At 61.4% G+C, this 23,544-nt stretch carries 21 protein-coding genes and 1 other RNA gene; 12 read left to right on the top strand and 10 right to left on the bottom strand.

The features are described 5' to 3' along the window. Positions 1-39: 39 nt before the first annotated feature. The 6 genes from SSARUM_RS19665 to SSARUM_RS19640 all read right to left on the bottom strand — a co-directional run bounded on the left by SSARUM_RS19665 (position 40) and on the right by SSARUM_RS19640 (position 6,385). Positions 40-510: a NanQ anomerase/TabA/YiaL family protein gene (locus SSARUM_RS19665; protein WP_060431093.1), complete on the bottom strand. Its 471-nt coding sequence runs from the start codon at positions 508-510 to the stop codon at positions 40-42. 13 nt (positions 511-523) lie between these two features. Continuing rightward, positions 524-1,522, bottom strand: coding sequence for a 3-dehydro-L-gulonate 2-dehydrogenase (gene yiaK, locus SSARUM_RS19660; protein WP_060431091.1), 999 nt, complete (start codon positions 1,520-1,522; stop codon positions 524-526). A 256-nt stretch (positions 1,523-1,778) separates the two neighbouring features. Continuing rightward, on the bottom strand, positions 1,779-2,645 hold the full coding sequence (locus tag SSARUM_RS19655; RefSeq protein WP_060431089.1) for an SMP-30/gluconolactonase/LRE family protein: 867 nt from the start codon (positions 2,643-2,645) through the stop codon (positions 1,779-1,781). Then, complete coding sequence (locus SSARUM_RS19650) at positions 2,642-3,742, bottom strand: ABC transporter substrate-binding protein (RefSeq protein WP_060422097.1); 1,101 nt, start codon at positions 3,740-3,742, stop codon at positions 2,642-2,644. Before SSARUM_RS19650 ends, SSARUM_RS19655 begins: the two co-directional genes overlap by 4 nt. A gap of 14 nt (positions 3,743-3,756) precedes the next feature. Then, the gene (locus SSARUM_RS19645) at positions 3,757-4,839 is read right to left on the bottom strand and encodes an ABC transporter permease (protein ID WP_016930014.1); all 1,083 of its coding nucleotides are present in this window, start codon (positions 4,837-4,839) and stop codon (positions 3,757-3,759) included. Next, positions 4,832-6,385: a sugar ABC transporter ATP-binding protein gene (locus tag SSARUM_RS19640; RefSeq protein ID WP_060431087.1), complete on the bottom strand. Its 1,554-nt coding sequence runs from the start codon at positions 6,383-6,385 to the stop codon at positions 4,832-4,834. The genes SSARUM_RS19645 and SSARUM_RS19640 overlap by 8 nt, the downstream gene beginning before the upstream one ends. A gap of 374 nt (positions 6,386-6,759) precedes the next feature. On the opposite strand from SSARUM_RS19640, the gene SSARUM_RS19635 reads away from it, so the two are divergent. From SSARUM_RS19635 to SSARUM_RS19625, 3 genes are all read left to right on the top strand, one after another. Then, positions 6,760-7,578: an IclR family transcriptional regulator gene (locus SSARUM_RS19635; protein ID WP_033649427.1), complete on the top strand. Its 819-nt coding sequence runs from the start codon at positions 6,760-6,762 to the stop codon at positions 7,576-7,578. A gap of 124 nt (positions 7,579-7,702) precedes the next feature. Further along, the gene (argO, locus tag SSARUM_RS19630; RefSeq protein ID WP_033649428.1) at positions 7,703-8,320 is read left to right on the top strand and encodes an arginine exporter ArgO; all 618 of its coding nucleotides are present in this window, start codon (positions 7,703-7,705) and stop codon (positions 8,318-8,320) included. 121 nt (positions 8,321-8,441) lie between these two features. Continuing rightward, the gene (locus SSARUM_RS19625; RefSeq protein WP_025160209.1) at positions 8,442-9,173 is read left to right on the top strand and encodes an oxidative stress defense protein; all 732 of its coding nucleotides are present in this window, start codon (positions 8,442-8,444) and stop codon (positions 9,171-9,173) included. 48 nt (positions 9,174-9,221) lie between these two features. On the opposite strand, the gene SSARUM_RS19620 is transcribed toward SSARUM_RS19625, so the two are convergent. After that, a complete protein-coding gene (locus SSARUM_RS19620; protein ID WP_033649429.1) occupies positions 9,222-10,115 on the bottom strand; it encodes a LysR family transcriptional regulator ArgP in 894 nt (297 codons plus the stop codon). 204 nt (positions 10,116-10,319) lie between these two features. Here SSARUM_RS19620 and rpiA point away from each other — a divergent pair, with 204 nt between their 5' ends. Both rpiA and serA read left to right on the top strand, forming a co-directional pair. Next, positions 10,320-10,976 carry a ribose-5-phosphate isomerase RpiA gene (gene rpiA / locus SSARUM_RS19615; RefSeq protein ID WP_039567261.1) on the top strand — a complete coding sequence of 219 codons (657 nt, stop codon included), beginning with the start codon at positions 10,320-10,322 and terminating at the stop codon, positions 10,974-10,976. Positions 10,977-11,268: 292 nt separating this feature from the next. Continuing rightward, positions 11,269-12,507, top strand: a complete 1,239-nt coding sequence (gene serA / locus SSARUM_RS19610; RefSeq protein WP_025304156.1) for a phosphoglycerate dehydrogenase — start codon at positions 11,269-11,271, stop codon at positions 12,505-12,507. Positions 12,508-12,555: 48 nt separating this feature from the next. Here the strand turns inward: serA and SSARUM_RS19605 are convergent, their stop codons facing one another. From SSARUM_RS19605 to zapA, 3 genes are all read right to left on the bottom strand, one after another. After that, a complete protein-coding gene (locus SSARUM_RS19605; RefSeq protein WP_060431084.1) occupies positions 12,556-13,164 on the bottom strand; it encodes a 5-formyltetrahydrofolate cyclo-ligase in 609 nt (202 codons plus the stop codon). A gap of 53 nt (positions 13,165-13,217) precedes the next feature. Continuing rightward, a non-coding RNA gene (ssrS, locus tag SSARUM_RS19600) (6S RNA) lies at positions 13,218-13,400 on the bottom strand. Between the two features lie 40 nt (positions 13,401-13,440). Next, positions 13,441-13,770, bottom strand: coding sequence for a cell division protein ZapA (zapA, locus tag SSARUM_RS19595; RefSeq protein WP_004931621.1), 330 nt, complete (start codon positions 13,768-13,770; stop codon positions 13,441-13,443). A gap of 319 nt (positions 13,771-14,089) precedes the next feature. Between zapA and SSARUM_RS19590 the strand changes: the two genes are divergently transcribed. The 7 genes from SSARUM_RS19590 (at position 14,090) to gcvP (ending at position 23,512) form a co-directional block, all read left to right on the top strand. Next, entirely contained in the window at positions 14,090-14,668 is a 579-nt protein-coding gene (locus SSARUM_RS19590) for a YecA/YgfB family protein (protein ID WP_038871164.1), read from the top strand. 55 nt (positions 14,669-14,723) lie between these two features. After that, the gene (gene pepP, locus SSARUM_RS19585; RefSeq protein ID WP_060431083.1) at positions 14,724-16,037 is read left to right on the top strand and encodes a Xaa-Pro aminopeptidase; all 1,314 of its coding nucleotides are present in this window, start codon (positions 14,724-14,726) and stop codon (positions 16,035-16,037) included. A 4-nt stretch (positions 16,038-16,041) separates the two neighbouring features. Next, positions 16,042-17,220 (top strand): 2-octaprenyl-6-methoxyphenyl hydroxylase, encoded by a 1,179-nt coding sequence (gene ubiH / locus SSARUM_RS19580; protein ID WP_060431081.1) that lies wholly within the window; start codon positions 16,042-16,044, stop codon positions 17,218-17,220. An 80-nt stretch (positions 17,221-17,300) separates the two neighbouring features. Next, positions 17,301-18,503 carry an FAD-dependent 2-octaprenylphenol hydroxylase gene (gene ubiI, locus SSARUM_RS19575; protein WP_049273437.1) on the top strand — a complete coding sequence of 401 codons (1,203 nt, stop codon included), beginning with the start codon at positions 17,301-17,303 and terminating at the stop codon, positions 18,501-18,503. A 506-nt stretch (positions 18,504-19,009) separates the two neighbouring features. Further along, positions 19,010-20,107, top strand: coding sequence for a glycine cleavage system aminomethyltransferase GcvT (gene gcvT, locus SSARUM_RS19570; protein ID WP_004931631.1), 1,098 nt, complete (start codon positions 19,010-19,012; stop codon positions 20,105-20,107). 46 nt (positions 20,108-20,153) lie between these two features. After that, positions 20,154-20,540 (top strand): glycine cleavage system protein GcvH, encoded by a 387-nt coding sequence (gcvH, locus tag SSARUM_RS19565; RefSeq protein ID WP_033649434.1) that lies wholly within the window; start codon positions 20,154-20,156, stop codon positions 20,538-20,540. Positions 20,541-20,632: 92 nt separating this feature from the next. After that, entirely contained in the window at positions 20,633-23,512 is a 2,880-nt protein-coding gene (gcvP, locus tag SSARUM_RS19560; protein WP_060419328.1) for an aminomethyl-transferring glycine dehydrogenase, read from the top strand. The last annotated feature ends 32 nt before the right edge of the window (positions 23,513-23,544 follow it).

Genomic DNA, 23,544 nt, shown 5'->3' with positions numbered 1-23,544 from the left:
ATGGACCGGTGTTGTTATCGTTACGGGTGTTGCGGCCGATCAGGCGCTAAACGACGCCAGCGGTATCTTCACCACCACCTTGCGTATCGCGCTGGGGCGCTGGTTAATGCAGGCCGGGCGATGCACGTCCTGCGGAAAAAATACCGCGAAGTTGCCGGGTTGCATCGTGAGCCAGGATTCGTCGGCCACGTCCTGATAAAACAGGATGTCGCGCTGCGCCAGCAGCTCCTGATGAACGACGTTGTCGCCGCTGTCCGCCGCTACGCCGATAAGCTCGGTGCCGCTGACCAGAAACTGCACGTCGACGTTTTGCCTATGCACTTCCGGGCGCAGCGCATCCGGTGGTTGGGTATGCAGATCCAGCACTTGTACCACGTAGCCGGTGGCGGGATCTTCATAGCGCCCTGCGGGCAAGACGCTGAAATCGGTGCGTTGCAGATAGGCGACGGCGTTGGCGACCGGCCTCGGATACTGCTCGGGCGCGGTGTTGGCGATGTGGCCGAATATCATGATGATCCTCCCGTTACAGCGCCTGAATGCGCGCCCAGACTCGTTCGTCAATCGGAATGCCGTCGCGCAGGTTTTCTTCCAGAATGCGCGGGAACTTGTGGCCCGGCAGGCGAATGGCGACGTCGGGGTTGTCCCGTTCGGCGCTGGTGACGTAATCCATGATGCGCTGCAGTTTTTGATCGCGGCTGTCGCCGTCGATCAACCGGTCTATCTCAATCGCGATGAACACCTGGGAGACGCCGTATTCGTCGCGGTGATCTTCCGTCACTTCCGCCACCGAGGCGCCGCCGGACAGCAGGGTAGCGATCATGTCCAGCACGATCGACAGCGCCGATCCTTTCCAATACCCCATCGGCAAAATGCGCCGGTTCTCTTCGATGGTGGCCGGATCGCGGGTCAGGTGGCCGTCGTTGTCGAAGCCGCCGTCCACCGGCAGGGTTTTACCCGCCAGCCGGTTCAGCTCCAGCGCGCCGTAGGAAAACATCGACATCGACATATCCACCATGGTGATCGGGTTGCCGGGCACGGCGACGATCAGCGGGTTGGTGCCGATACGGCACGTTTTGGCGCCCCACGGCGGCATCACGGCGATCGAGTTGGTCCAGCAAATGCCGATATAGCCTTTCTCCGCCGCCTGCCAGCCGTAACCGCCGCCGCGCATCCAGTGGTTGGCGTTGCGCAGCGCCACCAGGCCGATGCCATGATCGTCGGCTAATTGCATGGCGCGATCCATCATGCGGCGGGCGGTAAGGTTGCCGATGCCCTGGTGCGCATCCCATTGCTCGATCGCCCCCAGAGACAACAGTTTGCTGGGTTCGGCGTCCGGCACGATATCGCCGGCGTCCAACTGCTGAATAAAGCGCGGAAAGCGGTTAACGCCGTGGGAGTAAACGCCGCTGGCGGTGGTGTCGGCGAACATGCCGGCGCAGTCGTCGGCGGTGTTTTCCTCCACGCCGCGCGCCAGCAGCACGCGTTTGAATTGCTGTTTTAACTCGCTGTAACTCACTCTCATGCCGGTTCTCCGCCTGTGCGAATCGTCTGTTTTTGGTTCGCTAAATTTCAATATACGAAATTGCATTTCAAATAAATGCTATCCCGGCGGTTCAGGGAAGTCAAAGCAAGAGGGAGTAAAATTATTAATGAAAAACATGACGTTAAAATTGAGTAGTGGTTTTGTGATCGCCGCCACGTTTTGGTGGGAATGACGTGCTTCAGACGCGACAAAGCAGGGCGGATCGAAACCCACCCTGCGTCTTGCGAGGCCCCGGCTAACCGCGGGTGTTCAGCACCATGCGGTAGAGCGAGGTGGTGGCGGTGATATAGAGCTCATCGCCGTTCGGGCCGCCGAAGGTACAATTGGAGACGCGTTCCGGCACGCTGATTTTGTCGATCTGTCGCCCCTGTGGATCAAAGACCAGCACGCCGTCGGCGCAGCTGCAAAACAGATTGCCGGCCCGATCGACGCAGAAGCCGTCCGGGAAACCGGGCTCCACCGTCGCGAAACGGCGGCCGGCTTCCAGCTCGCGGCCGTTGACCGCATAGACGCGCAGCTCGCGGCGGCCCTGCGTCGGAAAATCCACGATCGACATGTCCGCAACGTACAGCCATTTTTCATCCGGTGAAAACGCCAGGCCGTTCGGGCGCTGCAGGTCGCAGGCGGCGATGGTCAGCGAACCGTCGCGCGGATCGAAGCTGTAGAGATAACAGCCGACCACCTGGCTTTCCGATTTGTAACCCTCTTCGTCGCCGATGATGCCGTAGGGCGGATCGGTGAACCATAGGGTGCCGTCGGAGCGCACCGCCACGTCGTTCGGCGAATTAAAGCGCTTGCCGTCGACGCGGTCGATCAACAGGCGTACCTCGCCATCGCTTTCGGTGCGGCTAATGCCGCGCCGCCCGTGTTCGCAGCTGATCACGCGTCCCTCGCCGTCGCGCGCATTGCCGTTGGCGTAGTGAGACGGCGAGCGGTATAGGCTTAGCTCACCCCGGCGCGACCAGCGGAACATGCGATTGCCTTTCACGTCGCTGAACACCACCGCATCCTCCTGCGGCAGCCACACCGGCCCCTCGGCCCAGATCGCCGGCGAACACAGGCGCTCGAGCCGGGCGTGCGTGCGCAATGAATCGCCGTTCACTTCACGCCCCAGATTGCTTTGTAATGGCCCTGATAATCGTTTTGCGGGTCATACAGGTTATTGGCGCCGCCGTCGGCGGCGATATTGTCGCGGGTGACCAGATGCGCCGGGGTGACGTAGCCGGAAGGCGGCTGCTTGGCGAAGGCGCGGTTGAATTCGTCCAGCAGTTGCCAACCGTGCAGCTTCAAGGGTTCCGGCACCGTCGCCGACTGGCTGTCGCCCGAGCGGATACGCTGGTAAGCGGAGATTGAACCGTCGCCGGCCGATACGTTGTAAGGTGCGTTCTTGCCGCCTTTGCCGGCGGTCTTCAGCGCCGGCGCCATAAAGTCGAAGTACAGATCGTTGATCGCCAGCGCATATTGGAATTTGTCGCCGTACTTCTGCAGCAGGCTGAAGGTCATCGCCGGCATGCGGTTGGCGGTATCGGCCAGCGGCGTGTCGATGAATTCCAGCAGCGTGCAGCCGCTGCATTTGGCGATCTCTTCTTTCATGACGTTGGCCTTGTCCAAGGCGATTTGGTACAGCGAGTCGGTGAAGATCAGCACGCTCGCCTTGCCGCCGGACTGCACCACCGCGTATTGCGCGGCGATGCGCGCCACTTCGTTGGAGTCCGACGTGACGTTATAGAACACGTTGTATTTGGCTATGGGGCCCGGTTCCGGCACCGCGTGCCAGGCGGTCAGCACGATACCCTGCTGCACGGCCTTTTTCAGCGGGATCTTGGCGACGTTAGGGTTCCAGCCGCCGATCACGATGCCGTCCGGTTTCTGGGCGATGGCCTGATTGAGCGATGCCAGCTGATCTTTCACCGAGCCGCCGCCGTCGAGCGTTTCCAGCTTCCAGCCGGCGGCTTTCGCCGCTTCGCTCAACCCCTGTTGCACCCCTTGCACGCCGCCGTTCTTCATGTCGGAGGCGATAAAAATGATCTTCTTGTTGGCCTGCAGCTGCGGGCCGCTGGTGGGGCCGTCCCACTGGGTGGCGCTGGCGGTGGCCTTCGCGACGGCGGCGGTGGCCTGATCGAGATAGGCGTCGGCCCAGGCCGGCGATGCGGCGAGCAATAATGTGGTGAACCCCGGTAACAGCCAAATGCGTTTCATGGTGTGCTCCTGGTTTAAGGGTGGGTCGCTGTCTGATTGTTGTTGTCAGCCGGCGTCGCCTGGCTGCGTTGTACCGCTTTCTGATTGAGCAGCCGGCGGCGTTGGGCATAGCCGGCCAGGGTGATCGACAGCAACAGCGTCGCGCCGTTGAACAGCGGCTCGACCCAGAATTCACCGCCGAACTGCTGAATGCCGGCGATGCCGATAGCCAGAATGGCGATGCCGACCACGGTGCCCCAGACGTTGACGCGCCCAGGGCGAATGGTGGTGCTGCCGAGGAAGGCGCCGACCAGCGCCGGCAGCAGATAGTCCATGCCGACGCTGGCCTGGCCGACGCCCTGTTCGGCGGCGATCAACACGCCGCTGAAACCGGTGAGCACGCTGGAGGCGATGAAAGCGCCGATGGTGAAGCGGTTGACCGAGATGCCGTTCAGGCGTGCCGCCGCCGGGTTGCCGCCCACCGCATACATGCAGCGGCCGAGCGGGGTGTGTTCGGTGATGAGCCACAGCACCACCGCGACGATCAGCACGTAAAACGCCACGATCGGAATGCCGGCGATCTCGGTGTGGTGCAGCGCGATAAAGGCATCCGGCAAGTCGCCGACGATCTGCCGCCCGCCGGAGTGCCACAGGGCAATGGCGTACAGCACGGTGCCGGAGCCGAGAGTGGCGACGAAGCTGTCGATATCGGCCAGCGCCACCAGAATGCCGTTCAGCAACCCATACAGCGCCGAGATCGCCAGCACCGTCAGCACCGCCATCTGCCAGGAGAAGCCGTATTCCACCTGCAGCGTGATCGCCAGAATGTGCCACAGCACAATGCCGAAACCGACGTTAAGATCGATCTTGCCCACGATCATCGGGATGGTCGCCGCCAGCGCCAACAGGGCGATTTTGGCCTTGCTCGACAGGATCGCCTGCAGCGTCAACATCGATGCGAAGGAGGGGGTGAGCAGTGAGAACAGCACGACCAGCGCGATGCACAGCAGCAGCAGGCCATAGCGGGTAAGAACCTGCATCAGCCACGGGCCGGCGCCGTCCTGCGCCAGACTGACGCGCTGCTCCAGCGCGGTTGATTTAACGGATGTTTTAGACATGGCCTACCTCGGATTCTGACGTGATTGCGACGCTTTCCCCGGTGCTGGCAGAGGCCAGCTCCAATAAATTGGCGAATGACACCTGCTGATTTTTCAGCTCGCCGACCACTTTCCCGCGGTTGAACACCAGCGCGCGGTTGCAAATATGGGCGATCTCCTCGAAATCGTTGGAGATCACCAGCACCGCCACGCCTTCCGCCAGGGATTTATTCAGCAGGTGGTAGATTTCCGCTCGCGCGCCGACGTCCACGCCGGCGGTGGGATCTTCCAGGATCAGCAGCGGCGCCCCCAGGTGCATCCAACGCGCCATCACCACCTTTTGCTGGTTGCCGCCGGACAGTGCGCTGATATCGATATTGACGTCCTTGGGGCGCACGTCGAACAGCTGCACTTTCCACCAGCTGGCGCCGATCTCCGCTCGCCGCCCGTAGCGGGAGAGCAGCCGGTGGCCGCTGGCGCAGGGGTTGATAAACAGGTTTTCACGCACACTCATCGACATCACCAGGCTTTCGCCGGTGCGATCGCCCGCCACCAGCGAAACGCCGCACGCCATCGCCTGCTGCGGGGAGCTCGCCTGATAGGGCCGATCGCGAAACCGAATCGCGCCGCCGTCGGCCTGACGCAACCCGAACAGCAGCCGGCCAATCTCTTCTTGCCCGGCCCCGCGCAGGCCGGCCAGCGCCAGCATCTCGCCCGGCTGCAAATCGAAGCTCACCGGGCCGATGTCGCCTACCGTGACGCTATCGAGCTGCAGCACCGGCGGACGATGTTCCGGCAGCGGTTCGCGCTGATCGTCCGCCATCGCTTCGCCGACGATGGTTTGCACTAGATCGCGCAGCGAGTAGTCGGCGGTGCGGCCGCCGGCGACATAGCGCCCGTCGCGCATTACGCAGACCCGATCGGCGATTTCGATCACTTCGTCCAGGCGGTGGGTGACGTAAATCATGCCGACCTTTTTGGCGCGCAGCCGGTTGATCACGGCGAACAGATGGCGCACGTCGTTGGCGGGCAGGGAGGCGGTCGGTTCATCCAGCACCAGCAGCTCGGCGTTGACCGCCACCGCGCGGGCGATCGCCAGCAGCGATTTTTCGGTGCGCGACAGTTCGAAGACGCGCGCATCGGGATCGAGCGCGATACCGACGTCTTGGAGCGCCTGCGCCGCCTGGCGGCGAATGGCGCGCCAGTCGATCAACCCAAAGCGGCGGGGAAACCCCATCACCAGCGCCATGTTCTCCGCCACCGTCATCCATTCAATCAGGCCGAGATCCTGATGAATAAAGGCGATCGGCTGGCGGCTGGCGCTTTTTATGGCGGCGGCGGAGGCGATGCTTGCGCCCTGAAAACGAATATCGCCGCCGTCGCGCGGGTAGACGCCCGCCAGCACTTTGATCAGCGTCGATTTGCCGGCGCCGTTTTCGCCCAGTAGCGCCAGAACCTCGCCCGGCATTACCTGCAGGCTGACGTCGTTGACCGCCACGTTGCCGCCAAATCGTTTGACGATGTGGCTAAGGGTAAGGATGAGTTGTGCCGCATTATCCATAGTCATGTGATGCGCCCCTGGTGTTGCGCCCGAGCGAAGATGCCGGGCAAATTAGCCAAACCGCTGGTGAGTATCTGGTCTTTAAATTTCAATATGCGAAATTCAATTTCAAAAATAATATGACGTTCGTTGCGCTAAATCAAAGGTGATGAAGTTTTAATTGTTTTTATTAAACAATGGGTTATTTTTTACTTTGCGGAAGTGTGACCGATGGCTCACTTCAATGCGGGGGAAATATTGCGGATTTTTGGCCCGCTGCGGACAATGAAACGGCGTTCCGTCTTCACGTGATGCAGGCCTTGGGGTAACATGCCCGGCAAAGAGCCTGCTGACTTCGCCGCAGCGCCGGTTGGCGGTTCGACACTGGAGAGATTTTCGCTATGAGCCTGAAAGCCGTCGACGAGAAAGATGACAAGAAAGACAAACCGCTGGGCAGCCAAAGCCTGTTCCGCGGTTTGCAGTTGATTGAGATCCTGAGCAATTTCCCCAATGGATGCCCACTGGCGCATCTGTCCGAGCTGGCCGGCATGAACAAGAGCACGGTGCACCGCTTGCTGCAGGGGTTACACACCAGCGGCTATGTGACCCAGGCGCCGTCGCCGGGCAGCTACCGCCTGACCACCAAGTTCATTTCCATCGGCCAGAAGGCGCTGTCGTCACTCAATATCATTCACGTGGCCGCGCCGCATTTGGAACAGCTGAACCTGGAAGTGGGTGAGACGGTCAACTTCTCCAGCCGCGAAGACGACCACGTCATTCTGATCTACAAGCTGGAGCCGACTACCGGCATGATGCGCACCCGCGCCTATATCGGCCAGCATATGCCGCTGTACTGTTCGGCGATGGGTAAAATCTTCATGGCCTACGGCAACGACGATTACCCGGCCCACTACTGGCAGAGCCATCAGCAGGAGATTCAGACGCTGACGCGCAATACCATCACCGAGCTGCCGAAAATGTATGAGGAACTGGCCGATATTCGCCAGCGCGGTATGGCGATGGATCGCGAAGAAAACGAGCTGGGGGTCTCCTGCGTGGCGGCGCCGGTATTCGATATTCAACAGCGCGTGCCCTATGCGGTGTCTGTTTCTCTGCCGACCGCCAAGCTGCAGCAAATCGGCGTCAAAAGCCTGATTAAACCGGTGCTGGCCACTGCGCAACGCATCTCGCAGGAGCTGGGGTTCGTCACACCGATTTAAGTATTAGCATCTCTGATACTGGATTAGAAACATCAATTTCACCTAATGATCGCTTCCTCGTATGATGCGCGTGTTGACCGACACGCGCCCTCATCCGGCGCCTTTTATCATTCGAGGAATCCCCATGTTAGCCGTCTTCCTGCAGGGTTTTGCCCTGAGCGCCGCCATGATCTTGCCGCTGGGCCCGCAGAACGTATTTGTGATGAATCAGGGCATTCGCCGCCAGTATCATTTGATGATCGCCTCGCTGTGCGCGTTGAGCGATATCGTGCTGATCTGCGCCGGGATTTTCGGCGGCAGCGCGTTGCTGACCCGCTCGCCGCTGCTGCTGGCGCTGGTCACCTGGGGCGGGGTGGCGTTTCTGCTGTGGTACGGCTGGGGCGCGTTTCGTTCCGCCTTCAGCCCGCAACCGGCGCAGGCCGCGGCGCAGGAGCTGGCGCAGAGCCGCTGGCGCCTCGTGGTCACCATGCTGGCGGTCACCTGGCTGAACCCGCACGTTTATCTGGATACCTTTGTGGTGCTCGGCAGCCTGGGCGGGCAACTGACGGCGGACGTGCGCTCCTGGTTCGCGCTCGGCGCGGCCAGCGCGTCGGCGGTGTGGTTCTTCGGGCTGGCGCTGCTGGCCTCCTGGCTGGCGCCGTGGCTGAACACCCAGCGGGCGCAGCGCATCATCAACGCGCTGGTCGGGCTGGTGATGTGGGGCATCGCGCTGCAGCTGGCCTGGCAGGGGGCAAATTTATAAGAATTTGCCACTAATCCGAATTCAAAACGCCGCGCGATATGCTACGTTTGATGCCAGGAATCCGGCGGTTCTCACAGGGAAAAGCCGGCGATCAGAGACAGCCTGTCATTAAGGAGACACTGTGAAGCTAAAAGCATTGGCTATGGCCGCAATGGTCGGATTAGGGACGTTACCGATGGCGCTGCAGGCGGCTGAAGTGCCTGAAGGGCCGCACGTCGTCACCTCCGGCACCGCCAGCGTGGACGCCACGCCGGATATCGCCACCCTGGCGATCGAAGTGAGCGTTTCCTCCAAAGACGCCGCCCAAGCGAAGAAGCAGGTGGACGAGCGCGTAGCGCAGTACTTTGATTTCCTGCAGAAAAATAACATCGAGAAGAAAGACATCAGCGCCGCCAACCTGCGCACCCAGCCGGAGTACGACTACCTGAAAACCGGCGAGTCGGTGCTGAAGGGCTACCGGGCGGTGCGTCAGGTGCAGGTGACCCTGCGTCAGTTGGACAAGCTGAACGAGCTGCTGGACGGCGCGCTGAAATCCGGCCTGAACGAGATCCGCGCGGTGGAGCTGGGCGTCGCCAAGCCGGACGTGTATCGCGAGCAGGCGCGGCAAAAAGCGATCGAGAACGCGACTCAGCAGGCCGAATCCCTGGCCAAAGGCTTCCACGCCAAGCTGGGGCCGGTGTACAGCATTCGCTACCGGGTTGCCAACTACCAGCCGATGCCGGTGGCGCGGATGTATAAGGCGGCCGGTGCGGCGGCGGAAAGCGACGCGGCGCAAACCTATGAGCAGCAAAGCATTCACTTCGACGATCAGGTGGATGTGGTGTTCGAGCTGCAGCGCAACGCCGCGCAGTAAGGTGTTCGTATTGAAGAAAAGGTTCGCTGCGGCGAACCTTTTTTCGTTTTAATCCTGGCGCAGCACCTGATGGCCGTGTTCCAGCAGCGCGTCGGTCACTTTGCGCATCATGCGGCTTTCCGGCGCGAAGCGGTGCCAGTACAGCATGCGGCGCTGGTACAGCCCCGGCGTCAGATCGATCAGTTCACCGGATGCCAGCTCCTTTTCGATCTGCAGGTGAGGGATCATACAGCAGGTGGTGCCCTGGCGTGCCAGCTGCACGAAGGCTTCTGACGAGTTCACGATGTGGCAGGGCACGCTGCCCGGCGACAGATCGAAGTTCTGCTGCAGGAACGCCTGATGCATGTCGTCGAGATGGTCGAAGGCCACCGCCGGCGCTTTCAGCAGCGCGGAGCGGGTGACGCCGCTCGGGAAGTAGCGCTCGGCGAAGCCGCGGGAGGCGACGAACAGGTAGTCCAGCGCCCCCAGCCGATCCACCAGGCAGCTCGGCAGCGGTTGCGGCTGAATACTCACCGCGCCCACCACCTCACCGCGGCGCAGCCGCTCCTGGGTGCGGGTTTCATCTTCCACCTGCAGATTCAGGCGAATGGGGGAGTCCGCCAGCACCGGCTTCAGCGCCGGCAGCAGCCAGGTTGCCAGACTGTCGGCGTTGACCGCCAGCGACAGCAGCAGCGGCGTATCGACGCCGGTATCGTTGCCCAGCCACTCTTCTTCCAGCAATTCCACCTGATGCAGCAGCGCGAGCAGCTTTTGCCCTTGTTCGGTGGGGCGCGGCGGCACGGTACGGACCAGCAGCGGTTGGCCGAACAGATTTTCCAGCTGTTTGATGCGTTGGGATACCGCCGATTGCGTGATACAGAGTTTTTGAGCGGCGCGCTCGAAGCCGCGCTCACGGATCACCGCGTCCAGCGCTTGCAGCGTACGATAGTCTGGGCGTTTCATCGGAAAGATATCCCTTAAATTAGAATGATACCGGCACTATGCCACATTTTGCGCACGGCGCAGGTGGAAAAATCACGCCCCCGTCTCGCCGCCAAGCGGGCAAAAATGCGGGCTGCGGTAAATAAGTGTGATCCTGCCGGCGTGAAAAACAGCGTTTTACCCTATAATACGCACACGTTTTCGTACAGAGGCAAGGGACATATTATGACGCAGGATGAACTGAAAAAAGCGGTGGGCTGGGCAGCGCTGGAATACGTGACGCCGGGCACCATCGTCGGGGTCGGCACCGGTTCTACCGCCGCCCACTTTATTGACGCGCTGGGCTCCATCAAGCACCAGATCGAAGGCGCGGTATCGAGCTCCGACGCCTCCACCGCCAAGCTGAAAAGCCTCGGCATCCATGTGTTCGACAGCAATGAAGTGGACTCGCTCGATATCTACGTGGACGGCGCGGACGAAATCAACGGCCATATGCAGATGATCAAGGGCGGCGGCGCTGCGCTGACGCGCGAGAAGATCATCGCCGCCATCGCCAAGAAATTCATCTGCATCGTCGACGCCAGCAAGCAGGTGGACGTGCTGGGCAAGTTCCCGCTGCCGGTGGAGGTGATCCCGATGGCCCGCTCTTACGTGGCGCGCGAGCTGGTGAAACTCGGCGGCCTGCCGGAGTATCGCCAGGACGTGGTGACCGACAACGGCAACGTGATCCTCGATGTGCATAACCTGAGCATCACCGATGCCATCGCGCTGGAGAACAAGATCAACGGCATCGCCGGCGTGGTGACCGTGGGGCTGTTCGCCAACCGCGGCGCGGACGTGGCGCTGGTCGGCACCCCGGAAGGCGTGAAAGTGGTCAAATAAACCTCCGCCGTTTGTGGCCCGGTAGTGCCGGGCCGCATAATTCTTCGGTTAAAATATCTTTTCTGAAAAACGGCAAATTTGGTGACTTATGTCACATTGTGAAAACTGACTCCCCAAAGCTTCTGCCGAAAACTTTCCCTATGGCATTTTCTGCCGTAAACCGCCATCAACGCTGCGCCTTGTCCTGCCGGGCAGGCAATCGTTTGTATTGCCGCCCGCGTTATTTTTGTTATGTTGGATGGGAGCTGTGTCGTCACAGCCGCTTCTGAAGTCTGAACATAGGGTCGGGTAAATGGCAAAAGTATCATTGGAGAAAGACAGGATTAAATTCCTGTTGGTGGAAGGGGTTCATCAGAGCACGGTCGATAATTTACGTGCCGCCGGTTATACCAACATCGAATACCACAAGGGTGCGTTAGACACCGAATCGCTGAAGGCATCCATCCGCGATGCACACTTCGTCGGCATCCGATCGCGTACGCATCTGACCGAAGAGGTGTTCGCCGCCGCAGAAAAACTGGTGGCGGTGGGCTGCTTCTGCATCGGCACCAACCAGGTTGATCTGAAAGCGGCGACCAAACGCGGTATTCCGGTCTTCAACGCTCCCTTCTCCAATACCCGATCCGTGGCCGAAATGGTGCTGGGCGAGCTGCTGTTAATGCTGCGCGGCATTCCGGCAGCCAACGCCAAGGCGCACCGGGGCGTGTGGCACAAACTGGCTGTGGGCTCCTATGAGGCGCGCGGCAAAAAGCTGGGCATCATCGGCTACGGCCATATCGGCACCCAGCTGGGCATTCTGGCCGAAGGGCTGGGCATGAAGGTGTTCTTCTACGATATCGAGAACAAGCTGCCGCTGGGCAACGCGCAGCAGGTGCGCCATCTGTCCGATCTGCTCAATATGAGCGACGTGGTGACGCTGCACGTGCCGGAAACGCTGGCCACCAAGAACATGATGGGGGCGGAAGAGCTGGCGCTGATGAAGCCTGGCGCCATTCTGATCAACGCCTCGCGCGGCACCGTGGTGGATATTCCCGCGCTGTGCGATGCGCTGGCCAGCAATCACCTGGCGGGCGCGGCGATCGACGTCTTCCCGGAAGAGCCGGCGACCAACAGCGATCCGTTCAACTCGCCGCTGTGTGAGTTCGACAACGTGTTGCTGACGCCGCACATCGGCGGCTCTACTCAGGAAGCGCAGGAGAACATCGGCGACGAAGTGGCCGGCAAGCTGGCGAAATACTCCGACAACGGATCGACCCTGTCCGCCGTTAACTTCCCGGAAGTGTCGCTGCCGGCGCATGGCCCGAACGCCAGCCGCCTGCTGCACATCCACGAAAACCGTCCGGGCGTGCTGACGCAGATTAACCAGATCTTCGCTGAAGAGGGGGTTAACATCGCCGCGCAGTATCTGCAAACCGGCCCGGAAATCGGCTACGTGGTGATCGACATCGAAGCGGAAACCGCGCGCGCCGACGCCGCGCTGCAGCGCATGAAGGCCATCGACGGCACTATTCGCGCCCGTCTGCTGTTCTGATTAGGCGGCATGCCGCAACGAAAAAGGCCGGAGCGATCCGGCCTTTTGCTATTTAGGTTCGTGCCACGCCCAGCTGCAGAGCGGGGTGAGGATTTCCGGCAGCGGGATATCCCAGTGCTCGGTCGGCAGGTGCTCCACCTGCTGGCAATCATGGGCCAGCCCGATGGGATAGGGGCCGTTGCTCTGCCAGTTTTGCAGGGTGCGATCGTAAAAGCCGCCGCCCATGCCCAGACGCTGCCCGGTATGATCGAATGCCACCAGCGGCGTCAGCACGACGTCCAGCTCGCCCAGCGGCAACACCTGGCGTACATCGAGGCGCGGTTCGAGAATATTGAAGCGATTGCTCACCAGCGGCGTTTCCGGCGCATAGCGCAGGAACAGCAGGTGGCCCGGGCTGAATGGGTGCAGCACCGGCAGGTAAACCCGTTTTCCGAGCGTCCACAGCTGCTCGATCAGCGGCCCGGTGTCGAGTTCACCGTCAAATGACAGGAAGACCGCGATGCTGTGCGCCGCCTTAATGTGCGCATGCGCGACGAGGCGTTCGGCTATTTTTTCTGCGGCAAAGCGTTGCTGGCCCGGCGTAAGCTCGCGCCGACGTTGGCGAATGAGTTGACGAATGGCTTGGCGCTGCTGCGCGAATTGGGGTTGAAAAGGCATCGTTATCAGGCTTGCTCAGTGTGGCGTTCGGCACACATAAACCGCTGAGAGGGGGAATCTCCGAGATGCCGTCGCAGGCTGTAACCCTTGAACCCATGGTTCAAGGTGAACGTGCCGTCGCAATCTTAAGGCTTCTCGGCGCACCGAGCGTGCTCACCGATCGCGGAGCAACACATTCTGTTTGTACTAAATATCGGCTCAGGGGACTGGCCCGCTGGCGAACATCTCAGAGAAATTTTGTACTCGTTGCCGAAACTGTGATTTCAACAACTTAAGTTATTCGAATTGTGCATCCTGACGTTCAGAGATGCGACCTTGTTCAAGCAGCGCTTGTTCAATGGTCTGCTGCAGCATCCGTATGCGTTGTTCCATATTGGACGCATAGTCACGGGTTTTCAACCGTTCTTGAGCAAGTTCGTGACAGACGTTCAATGCCGCGATGAAAACCAGTTGCTCAGTATTGGAGACTCTAGTGCGAACTTTAAGATCTTGCAACCGTTGGTTAAGATCGTCCGCCGCCATATTCAACGCATCTTGTTGTTCTGGCGGGCAATTGACTCTTAACGAGCGGCCAAAAATTTGAATATCTACCGGTTGTGCAGACATGCCACCTTCCTGCCTAAATTTCGCGCCAGCCTTGTCCGCCCTGGCCGGGCCGTCAAAGCGGGCGCCACTATATATACCTCGGTACCAAGATACAACCCCTTTTTCAGTACCTGGTTGTAATCTACTGCGGCGCACATTGCCAGTCAAAAAAGGGTTTCAAAATGCGTATTTACCGCACTTTCGCCACCCGACGGCGCAGTGTGAAACCTGCCACATCGCGATTATAACTAGCCACTGAGGTGTCGCGCTTATCTGGTATAGCGACGGACCTTGGTGTTAGCATAACACGAACTTATCCTGCCAACGATGACGAATGCGCATGTCTATACAGAATACATTTCCAAGTTACCAATCTTTGACCGTGGCCCTCAACCAGCAGTCGGTGGCGCTGACCGCGGCAGAAATGCACGGCCTGATCAGCGGCCTGCTGTGCGGCGGCAGCCGTGATGCCGGCTGGCAGGCGCTGGTGCACGATCTGACCAACGAAGGCGTCGCCTTCCCGCAGGCGCTCAGCCAGCCATTGCAGCAGCTGTATGAAGTGACGCGCGAAACGCTGGAAGACGACGAATTCCTGTTCCAACTGATGCTGCCGGAAGGGGAGATCGTCAGCGTGTTCGATCGCGCCGACGCGCTGGCCGGTTGGGTCAACCACTTCCTGCTCGGGCTGGGGATGATGCAGCCGAAGCTGGCCCAGGTGAAAGACGAAGTCGGGGAAGCGATCGACGATCTGCGCAACATCGCGCAGCTGGGCTACGACGAAGACGAAGATCAGGAAGAATTGGAACAGTCGCTGGAAGAAGTGGCGGAGTATGTGCGGGTTGCCGCCATCATGTGCCACGGCGAATTCACCCGTCACAAGCCAACGGCGCCGGAAAACATCAAACCGACGTTGCACTAAACGTTCTATCGCCCCTCCGCCGGCGGTGCGGATGGCATGATTTCAGGAGAAGGTAATGACTCAGCAGGAATTCAACAACCGCCGTCAGGCGCTGTTGGCGAAAATGGCGCCGGCCAGTGCGGCGGTTATTTTCTCTGCGCCGGAAACGACGCGCAGTGCAGATTCAGACTATCCCTATCGGCAGAACAGCGACTTTTGGTACCTGACCGGCTTCAATGAGCCGGAAGCGGTGCTGGTGCTGATCAAAAGCGACGAAACGCACAACCACAGCGTGCTGTTCAACCGGGTGCGCGATCTGACGGCGGAAATCTGGTTTGGCCGCCGCCTGGGGCAAGACGCCGCGCCGGCGAAGCTGAGTGTGGATCGCGCGCTGCCGTTCGATGAAATCAATGACCAGCTGCACCTGCTGCTCAACGGCTTGGACGTGGTCTACCACGCGCAGGGCGAATACGCCTACGCCGATCAGATCCTGTTCGGCGCGTTGGACAAACTGCGCAAGGGGTTCCGCCAGAATCTGCAGGCGCCGGCCACCGTGACCGACTGGCGGCCGTGGCTGCACGACATGCGCCTGTTCAAATCGCCGGAAGAGCTGGTGGTGATGCGCCGCGCCGGTGAGATCAGCGCGCTGGCGCATACCCGCGCGATGGAAAAGTGTCGTCCGGGCATGTTCGAATACCAGCTGGAAGCGGAGATTCACCATGAATTCACCCGCCTCGGCGCCCGCTACCCGTCTTACAACACCATCGTCGGCAGCGGTGAAAACGGCTGCATCTTGCACTACACCGAGAACGAGAGCCAGATGCGCGACGGCGATTTGGTGCTGATCGACGCCGGCTGCGAGTATCAGGGGTATGCCGGCGACATTACCCGCACCTTCCCGGTCAACGGCAAGTTCAGCAAGCCGCAGCGTGCGGTGTACGACATTGTGCTGGCGTCGCTGCTGCGCGCTTTGGCATTGTTCAAACCCGGCACCAGCATCCGCGAAGTCAACGACGAAGTGGTGCGCATCATGGTGGTCGGGTTGGTGGAACTGGGCGTCTTGAAAGGTGAAGTCGACCAACTGATCGCCGAGCAGGCGCACCGGCAGTTCTTCATGCATGGGCTGAGCCACTGGCTGGGCCTCGACGTGCACGACGTCGGCCACTACGGCACGCCGAGCCGCGATCGGCTGCTGGAGCCGGGCATGGTGCTGACCGTGGAACCGGGTCTGTACATCGCGCCGGATGCGGACGTGCCGGCGGAATACCGCGGCATCGGCATCCGCATCGAGGATGACATCGTGATCACCGCCGACGGCAACGAAAACCTGACCGCCACCGTGGTGAAAGACGCCGATGCCATCGAGGCTTTGATGGCGGCGGCAAGGTAACGGAATGAGCGTAATTATCGTTGGTGGCGGTATGGCGGGCGCGACGCTGGCGCTGGCTATCTCGTCGCTTACTCAGGGAAGAATGGCCGTGGATCTGGTCGAGGCGACTCGGCCGGATGACCGCAGCCATCCGGGCTTTGACGCCCGCGCCATCGCATTGGCGCAGGGCACCTGCCAACAGCTGGCGCGCATCGGCGTTTGGCCGGCGCTGCGCGACTGCGCCACGCCGATCACTCAGGTGCACGTCAGCGATCGCGGCCATGCTGGTTTCGTGAATCTGCAGGCGCAGGATTATCAGGTCGATGCGCTTGGCCAGGTGATCGAACTGCACGACGCCGGGCAGCGGCTGTTCGCGCTGCTGGCGAAGGCGCCGGGGGTTACGTTGCATTGCCCGGCGCGGGTGGTGGACGTGATTCGCACCGCAGAGCGGGCAGAGGTGCTGCTGGACAACGGTCAGCGCCTGTGCGGGCAGCTGCTGGTGGCGGCCGACGGTTCGCGTTCGGCGCTGGCGCAGGCCTGCAACGTGCAGTGGCGGCAGGAAGAGTATCCGCAGTTCGCCACCATCGCCAACGTCACTACGGCGGAAGATCCGCAGGGGCGCGCCTTCGAGCGTTTTACCCGCTACGGGCCGCTGGCGCTGCTGCCGATGTCGCAGGGGCGCAGTTCGCTGGTGTGGTGCCACGCGCGCGAAGATCGCGCCCGGGTGGATGCCTGGGACGACGAGCGTTTTATCGCCGAGTTGCAACAGGCCTTCGGCTGGCGGCTGGGGCGTATCCTCAAGGCCGGTAAACGGCACAGTTATCCGCTCAGCCTGCTGACCGCCGATCGCCATGTCAGCCATCGTCTGGCGCTGGTGGGCAACGCGGCGCAGACGCTGCACCCGATCGCCGGGCAGGGGTTCAACCTCGGCCTGCGCGACGTGATGTCGCTGGCGGAAACGCTGGCGGAAGCGGTAGACAGCGGCGAAGACGCCGGCGGTTATGCGCTGCTGAGCCGCTATCAGCAGCGGCGGCAAAACGATCGGCAGGCGACGATCGGCGTGACCGATGGATTGATCCGCCTGTTCGCCAACCGTTATGCCCCGCTGGTGGTCGGCCGTAATCTGGGGCTGATGGCGATGGAGCGTTTGCCGGCGGTGCGCGACGCCTTCGCCAAGCGCACGCTGGGCTGGGTGGAACGTTAGACACAGAATCGGGCGCCCTGTGGCGCGCCCAAAACGCGGCGCGGCAAGGCGTCGCGCGTTATTTAAGGAAATCGAGCAGCATGCAATCATTTGACGTGATTATCGCCGGTGGCGGTATGGTGGGGCTGGCGTTGGCCTGCGGCCTGCAGGGCAGCGGGCTGCGCGTGGCGGTGCTGGAACAGCGCCAGCCGGACATGGCGCCGCCGTCGGAGCAGCCTGCGCTGCGCGTCTCCGCCATCAATGCCGCCAGCGAGCGTTTGCTGCAGCACATCGGCGTGTGGGACGACATTCTCCAGCAGCGCGCCAGCGCTTACAACGCGATGGAGGTGTGGGAGCGCGACAGCTTCGGCAAAATCGCCTTCCGCGGCGACGAGTGCGGCTTCAGCCATCTCGGCCACATCATCGAAAACTCGGTGATCCAGCAGGCGCTGTGGAAACGCGCCGAAAGCCTGTCGGACATCACGCTGATTACCCCGGCCGCGCTCAAGCAGGTGGCGTGGGGCGAGAACGATGCCTTCGTTACGCTGGAGGACGGGCGCATGCTGACCGCCCGTCTGGTGATCGGCGCCGACGGCGCCCAGTCGTGGCTGCGCCAGCATGCCGACATCCCGCTCACCTTCTGGGATTACCGCCACCATGCGCTGGTTGCCACCATTCGCACCGAAGAGCCGCATCAGGCGACGGCGCGGCAAATTTTCCACGGCGACGGCATTCTGGCGTTCCTGCCGTTCAGCGATCCGCATTTGAGTTCCATCGTCTGGTCGGTGACGCCGGAAGACGCCGAGCGGCTCAAACAGCTTGAGCCGGAACAGTTCAACCGCGAACTGGCGATGGCCTTCGATATGCGTCTGGGCGCCTGCAGCCTGGAAAGCGAGCGGTTGGCGTTCCCGCTGACCGGCCGCTATGCGCGCAGCTTCGCCGCGCACCGCCTGGCGCTGGTGGGCGATGCGGCGCATACCGTACATCCGCTGGCCGGACAGGGCGTGAACCTGGGCTTTATGGACGCCGCCGAGCTGATTGCCGAACTGCGCCGCCTGCAGCGGCAGGGCAAGGATATCGGCCAGCACCTCTATTTGCGCCGCTATGAGCGCCGCCGCAAACATGGCGCGGCGGTGATGCTGGCCAGCATGCAGGGTTTCCGCGAACTGTTCGACGGCAACCACCCGGCCAAAAAGCTGCTGCGCGACGTGGGGTTGCGGCTGGCGGACAGCCTGCCGGGCGTCAAGCCAAAGCTGGTGCGTCAGGCAATGGGCCTGAACGATCTGCCCGAGTGGCTTGCCTGACACCTGCCTTCTGCGAGCCCCCAGCGGGCTCGCGCTTCTCGCCTTATGCCATCGTCTTTCCTTATATAACCCTTCATTTGAAATAATCTAATTTCAGCCGCTTTTTATCATTACTTTTTCTAATTCCATGTTCGGTTATCAAAAGTCGGAATCTCATGCACGGCCGTCGGTTTGTTATATAACTTCGGAGTTTTGCCGCTTTAATTGTTAATTTTGTGCCTTAAAGCGCATTTTTCCAGTGAAAAACTCTGCACACTAGCCCGGCATTTTACCGCCCTGGAACGGCGATGAGCCTATTTTAACTTATGGTTAATGTGGTCGTTCGGTGATAAGTTCGAGGGAAAGGTATCGTTTGCGTCACGGCGGTTGCACGCAGTTTCCGCCCGTCCCGGCGCAGCATTTGTGTTGAGCAGTCAGTGCGCCATGGCGATCGGGCCGCGAGCCAGGCTCCGCCGCATTGCGTGGCAGCACCCTAACTTCTAGCGACGAGTGGAAAGAGGGAAAAGATGGCAAAGCAAACCCCACTGTACGACCAGCACGTGGCGTGCGGTGCGCGCATGGTAGACTTTCACGGCTGGATGATGCCGCTGCACTACGGCTCGCAGCTCGATGAGCACCACGCGGTGCGTCAGGATGCCGGCATGTTCGACGTGTCTCACATGACCATCGTGGATCTGCACGGCGCCCGCACCCGCGAGTTCCTGCGCTACCTGCTGGCGAACGACGTCGCCAAACTGACCCAACCCGGCAAGGCGCTGTACACCGGCATGCTGAATGCCTCCGGCGGCGTGATCGACGACCTGATCGTTTATTTCCTCACTGAAGACTATTTCCGCCTGGTGGTGAACTCCGCCACGCGCGACAAAGACCTGGCCTGGATTGAAGAACACGCCGCGCCGTATGGCGTTGCGCTGACGGTGCGCGACGATCTGGCGCTGATCGCGGTACAGGGCCCGCAGGCCAAAGAGCGTGCCGGCACGCTGTTCACCCCGGAACAAAAAAGTGCGGTCGAAGGCATGAAGCCGTTCTTCGGCGTGCAGGCCGGCGAGCTGTTCATCGCCACCACCGGTTACACCGGCGAGGCCGGCTATGAGATCGCGCTGCCGAAAGAGCAGGCGGCGGATTTCTGGCAAAAATTGCTGGCCGCGGGCGTCAAGCCGGCCGGTCTGGGCGCGCGCGACACGCTGCGTCTGGAAGCGGGCATGAACCTCTACGGGCAAGAGATGGACGAAGGCGTTTCACCGCTGGCCGCCAACATGGGCTGGACCATCGCCTGGCAGCCGGAAGATCGCCGTTTCATCGGCCGCGAAGCGCTGGAACAACAGCGCGAGCAGGGCACCGAGCAACTGGTCGGCTTGATCATGACGGAAAAAGGCGTATTACGTAATGAGCTGCCGGTGCGTTTCACCGACGCGGCGGGGCAAACCCACGAAGGCGTGATCACCAGCGGTTCGTTCTCTCCGACGCTGGGCTTCAGCATCGCGCTGGCGCGCGTGCCGGCGGGCATCGGCGAGCAGGCCATCGTGCAGATCCGCAACCGTGAAATGCCGGTCAAAGTGACCAAGCCCGGTTTCGTTCGCGCCGGCAAGCCGCTGACAAATTGATTTTTTATTGATTGATTCTTTTATTTCTTCGAAGGAGTAACCGGCGATGAGCAATGTGCCAACAGAATTGAAATACGCATCCTCCCACGAGTGGGTTCGTTCAGAAGGTAACGGCGTTTACACCGTAGGCATCACCGAACACGCGCAGGAACTGCTGGGCGATATGGTGTTTGTCGATCTGCCGGAAGTGGGCCGCCGCGTCGCCGCCGGTGAAGATTGCGCCGTGGCGGAGTCCGTCAAGGCGGCGTCGGACATTTACGCGCCAATCAGCGGCGAAATCGTGGCGGTGAACGGCGAGCTGGAAAGCTCCCCGGAACTGGTCAACAGCGAACCTTACGGTGACGGCTTCCTGTTCCAGATTAAAGCCGCCGACGAAGGCGAGCTGGCGAACCTGCTGGACGCCGCGGCTTATCAGGCCTCGATCGACGAGTAATAGTGACCACGCCCCAGGCCTTTTGGCCGGGGCGTTTTAGTTACCGCTCAAGCTATATCCCGTATCACGCAAGCATTCAGGAATTTGTAGCAATGACCCAGACACTCAGCCAACTCGAACACAGCGAAGCGTTCATCGAACGCCACATCGGCTCTTCTGCGGAACAACGCCAGGAGTTGCTGGCAGCGGTGGGCGCTCGCTCGCTCAGCGCGCTGATCCAACAGATCGTGCCGGCGGACATTCAGCTGCCGGGGCCGCCGCCGGTCGGCGACGCGGCGACCGAACACCAGGCGCTGGCTGAGCTGAAGGCGATCGCCTCGCAGAATCAGCGCTACAAATCCTATATCGGCATGGGCTACAGCGCCGTGCTGACGCCGCCGGTGATCCTGCGCAACATGCTGGAAAATCCGGGCTGGTACACCGCTTACACCCCTTATCAGCCGGAAGTGTCGCAGGGCCGTCTGGAAGCGCTGCTGAACTTCCAGACCGTGACCCTCGATCTGACCGGCCTGGATCTGGCTTCCGCTTCGCTGCTGGATGAAGCCACCGCCGCCGCCGAAGCGATGGCCTTGGCCAAACGCGCCAGCAAGCTGAAAGACGTCAACCGCTTCTTCGTGGCTGACGACGTGCATCCGCAGACGCTGGACGTGGTGCGCACCCGCGCCGAAACCTTCGGCTTCGACGTCATCGTCGATAAAGCGGAAAAAGTGCTGGAGCTGGACGGCGTGTTCGGCGTGCTGCTGCAACAGGTGGGCACCACCGGCGAGCTGCACGACTACAGCGCGCTGCTGGCCGAACTGAAATCGCGCAAAATCATCACCAGCGTGGCCGCCGACATTATGGCCCTGGTGCTGCTGACCGCGCCGGGCAAGCAGGGCGCCGACGTGGTGTTCGGCTCCGCGCAGCGCTTCGGCGTGCCGATGGGCTATGGCGGCCCGCACGCCGCCTTCTTCGCCTGCCGCGACGAGTTCAAGCGCTCGATGCCGGGCCGCATCATCGGCGTTTCCCGCGATGCCGCCGGCAACACCGCGCTGCGCATGGCGATGCAGACCCGCGAGCAGCATATCCGCCGCGAGAAGGCCAACTCGAATATCTGTACCTCGCAGGTGCTGTTGGCCAACATCGCCAGCCTGTATGCGGTATATCACGGCCCGCAAGGGCTGCAGCGCATCGCCGGGCGTATCCATCGCTTGACCGACATTCTGGCCGCCGGGCTGCAGAAGGCCGGCCTGACGCTGCGCCACAACACCTGGTTCGACACCCTGACCGTTGAAGTGAAAGACAAAGCGGCGGTGCTGGAACGCGCGCTGAGCTTCGGCATCAACCTGCGTACCGATATCCACGGCGCCGTAGGCATCACGCTGGACGAAGCCACCTCGCGCGAAGACGTGCAGACGCTGTTCGCACTGCTGGCCGGCGACAACCACGGCCTGGACATCGACGCGCTGGACGCGGCGGTGAGCAAGAGCAGTCAATCGATCCCGGCCGCCATGTTGCGCCAGGATCCGATCCTGACCCACCCGGTATTCAACCGCTATCACAGCGAAACCGAGATGATGCGCTATATGCATCGCCTGGAGCGCAAGGATCTGGCGCTGAACCAGGCGATGATCCCGCTGGGCTCTTGCACCATGAAATTGAACGCCGCGGCGGAAATGATCCCGATCACCTGGCCTGAATTCTCCGAGCTGCACCCGTTCTGCCCGCCGGAGCAGGCTGCCGGCTACCAGCAGATGATCGGCCAACTGTCTCAGTGGCTGGTGCAACTGACCGGCTATGACGCGGTGTGCATGCAGCCGAACTCCGGCGCGCAGGGCGAATACGCCGGCCTGCTGGCAATCCGCCGCTACCACGAAAGCCGCAACGAAGCGGGCCGTCACGTCTGCCTGATCCCGAGCTCCGCGCACGGCACCAACCCGGCCTCCGCCCAGATGGCGGGCATGAGCGTGGTGGTGGTCGCCTGCGACAAGAACGGCAACATCGATCTGCACGATCTGCGCGTCAAGGCGGAGCAGGCAGGCGAAGAGCTCTCTTGCATCATGGTGACCTACCCGTCGACCCACGGCGTGTATGAAGAAACCATCCGCGAAGTGTGCCAGATCGTGCATCAGTTCGGCGGCCAGGTGTATCTGGACGGCGCCAACATGAACGCCCAGGTGGGCATCACCACGCCAGGCTATATCGGCGCGGACGTTTCGCACCTCAACCTGCATAAAACCTTCTGCATCCCGCACGGCGGCGGCGGCCCGGGCATGGGCCCGATCGGCGTGAAAGCGCACCTGGCGCCGTTTGTGCCGGGCCACAGCGTCGTGCAGATCGACGGCGTAACCACCCAGCAGGGCGCGGTCTCCGCGGCGCCGTTCGGCAGCGCCTCCATCCTGCCTATCAGCTGGATGTACATCCGCATGATGGGCGCGGAAGGCCTGAAGCAGGCCAGCCAGATGGCGATCCTGAACGCCAACTACATCGCTACCCGCCTGAAAGACGCCTATCCGATTCTGTATACCGGCCGCGATCACCGCGTGGCGCACGAATGTATCCTCGATATTCGTCCGCTGAAGGAAGAGACCGGCATCAGCGAAATGGACATCGCCAAGCGCCTGATCGACTTCGGCTTCCACGCGCCGACCATGTCGTTCCCGGTGGCGGGCACGCTGATGGTCGAGCCGACCGAGTCGGAAAGCAAAGTGGAGCTGGATCGCTTTATCGATGCGATGCTGGCGATCCGCAGCGAGATCGACCGCGTCGCCAAAGGCGAATGGCCGCTGGAAGACAACCCGCTGGTGAATGCGCCGCACGTGCAGGCTGAGCTGGTTAACGACTGGCAGCATCCGTACAGCCGTGAGCTGGCGGTGTTCCCGGTGGCCGGCGTGCGCGAGAACAAGTACTGGCCGAGCGTTAAGCGTCTGGATGACGTGTACGGCGACCGTAACCTGTTCTGCTCTTGCGTGCCGATGAGCGACTACGAATAACACGTTCGGCAAAGTTTGTGTTCGGGGGACAC

It is taken from the genome of Serratia sarumanii (assembly GCF_029962605.1).
Lineage (GTDB): Bacteria > Pseudomonadota > Gammaproteobacteria > Enterobacterales > Enterobacteriaceae > Serratia > Serratia sarumanii.
Note: the sequence above shows the minus strand (reverse complement) of the source record. Positions and strands in the feature narration are given on the sequence as shown.

What these genes read in the sequence shown, in the direction of transcription:
- SSARUM_RS19645 (WP_016930014.1), bottom strand. Translation starts at nt 4,839, where the DNA reads ATGTCTAAAACATCCGTTAAATCAACCGCGCTGGAGCAGCGCGTCAGT.
- SSARUM_RS19590 (WP_038871164.1), top strand. Translation starts at nt 14,090, where the DNA reads ATGTCTATACAGAATACATTTCCAAGTTACCAATCTTTGACCGTGGCC.
- zapA (WP_004931621.1), bottom strand. Translation starts at nt 13,770, where the DNA reads ATGTCTGCACAACCGGTAGATATTCAAATTTTTGGCCGCTCGTTAAGA.
- serA (WP_025304156.1), top strand. Translation starts at nt 11,269, where the DNA reads ATGGCAAAAGTATCATTGGAGAAAGACAGGATTAAATTCCTGTTGGTG.
- SSARUM_RS19620 (WP_033649429.1), bottom strand. Translation starts at nt 10,115, where the DNA reads ATGAAACGCCCAGACTATCGTACGCTGCAAGCGCTGGACGCGGTGATC.
- SSARUM_RS19635 (WP_033649427.1), top strand. Translation starts at nt 6,760, where the DNA reads ATGAGCCTGAAAGCCGTCGACGAGAAAGATGACAAGAAAGACAAACCG.
- pepP (WP_060431083.1), top strand. Translation starts at nt 14,724, where the DNA reads ATGACTCAGCAGGAATTCAACAACCGCCGTCAGGCGCTGTTGGCGAAA.
- SSARUM_RS19665 (WP_060431093.1), bottom strand. Translation starts at nt 510, where the DNA reads ATGATATTCGGCCACATCGCCAACACCGCGCCCGAGCAGTATCCGAGG.
- ubiI (WP_049273437.1), top strand. Translation starts at nt 17,301, where the DNA reads ATGCAATCATTTGACGTGATTATCGCCGGTGGCGGTATGGTGGGGCTG.
- gcvT (WP_004931631.1), top strand. Translation starts at nt 19,010, where the DNA reads ATGGCAAAGCAAACCCCACTGTACGACCAGCACGTGGCGTGCGGTGCG.
- SSARUM_RS19650 (WP_060422097.1), bottom strand. Translation starts at nt 3,742, where the DNA reads ATGAAACGCATTTGGCTGTTACCGGGGTTCACCACATTATTGCTCGCC.
- gcvH (WP_033649434.1), top strand. Translation starts at nt 20,154, where the DNA reads ATGAGCAATGTGCCAACAGAATTGAAATACGCATCCTCCCACGAGTGG.
- yiaK (WP_060431091.1), bottom strand. Translation starts at nt 1,522, where the DNA reads ATGAGAGTGAGTTACAGCGAGTTAAAACAGCAATTCAAACGCGTGCTG.
- ubiH (WP_060431081.1), top strand. Translation starts at nt 16,042, where the DNA reads ATGAGCGTAATTATCGTTGGTGGCGGTATGGCGGGCGCGACGCTGGCG.
- SSARUM_RS19605 (WP_060431084.1), bottom strand. Translation starts at nt 13,164, where the DNA reads ATGCCTTTTCAACCCCAATTCGCGCAGCAGCGCCAAGCCATTCGTCAA.
- rpiA (WP_039567261.1), top strand. Translation starts at nt 10,320, where the DNA reads ATGACGCAGGATGAACTGAAAAAAGCGGTGGGCTGGGCAGCGCTGGAA.
- gcvP (WP_060419328.1), top strand. Translation starts at nt 20,633, where the DNA reads ATGACCCAGACACTCAGCCAACTCGAACACAGCGAAGCGTTCATCGAA.
- argO (WP_033649428.1), top strand. Translation starts at nt 7,703, where the DNA reads ATGTTAGCCGTCTTCCTGCAGGGTTTTGCCCTGAGCGCCGCCATGATC.
- SSARUM_RS19640 (WP_060431087.1), bottom strand. Translation starts at nt 6,385, where the DNA reads ATGACTATGGATAATGCGGCACAACTCATCCTTACCCTTAGCCACATC.